1 protein-coding gene is annotated in these 344 nt (G+C 38.4%); it reads left to right on the top strand.

The annotated features are described in order from the left end of the window. On the top strand, positions 1-344 hold a 344-nt coding region (locus KW850_RS32785), incomplete at both ends, for an IS3 family transposase (RefSeq protein WP_256358584.1).

Below are 344 nucleotides of genomic sequence, written 5' to 3'. Positions count from 1 at the left end.
CGCTGGAGTCTCACGTTCTGGCTACTATAATTATTTCTCTGCAAAATCTCAAGAACGAAGAAAACAAAAAGATGAACAGGACGAAATCGTAAAAGAAATAATATTGAAAGCCTTTCATTTTAAGGGCTGTAAAAAAGAGGCACGTCAAATCAAAATGACTTTGGCGGGTCAATTTAATGTTAAGTACAATTTGAAGCGGATTCGAAGAATTATGAATAAGTACGCCATTATCTGCCCCATTCGGAAGGCAAATCCATATAGACGTATGATGAAAGCCACACAGGAACATCGAGTTGTGCCGAATCTATTGAACCAACAATTTAAGCAGGAAGTCCCAGGCAAAG

The sequence above is a fragment of the Bacillus sp. sid0103 genome (assembly GCF_019219025.1).
The sequence above is the reverse complement of the archived record's forward strand: the minus strand, read 5'-3'. Positions and strand labels throughout refer to the sequence as shown.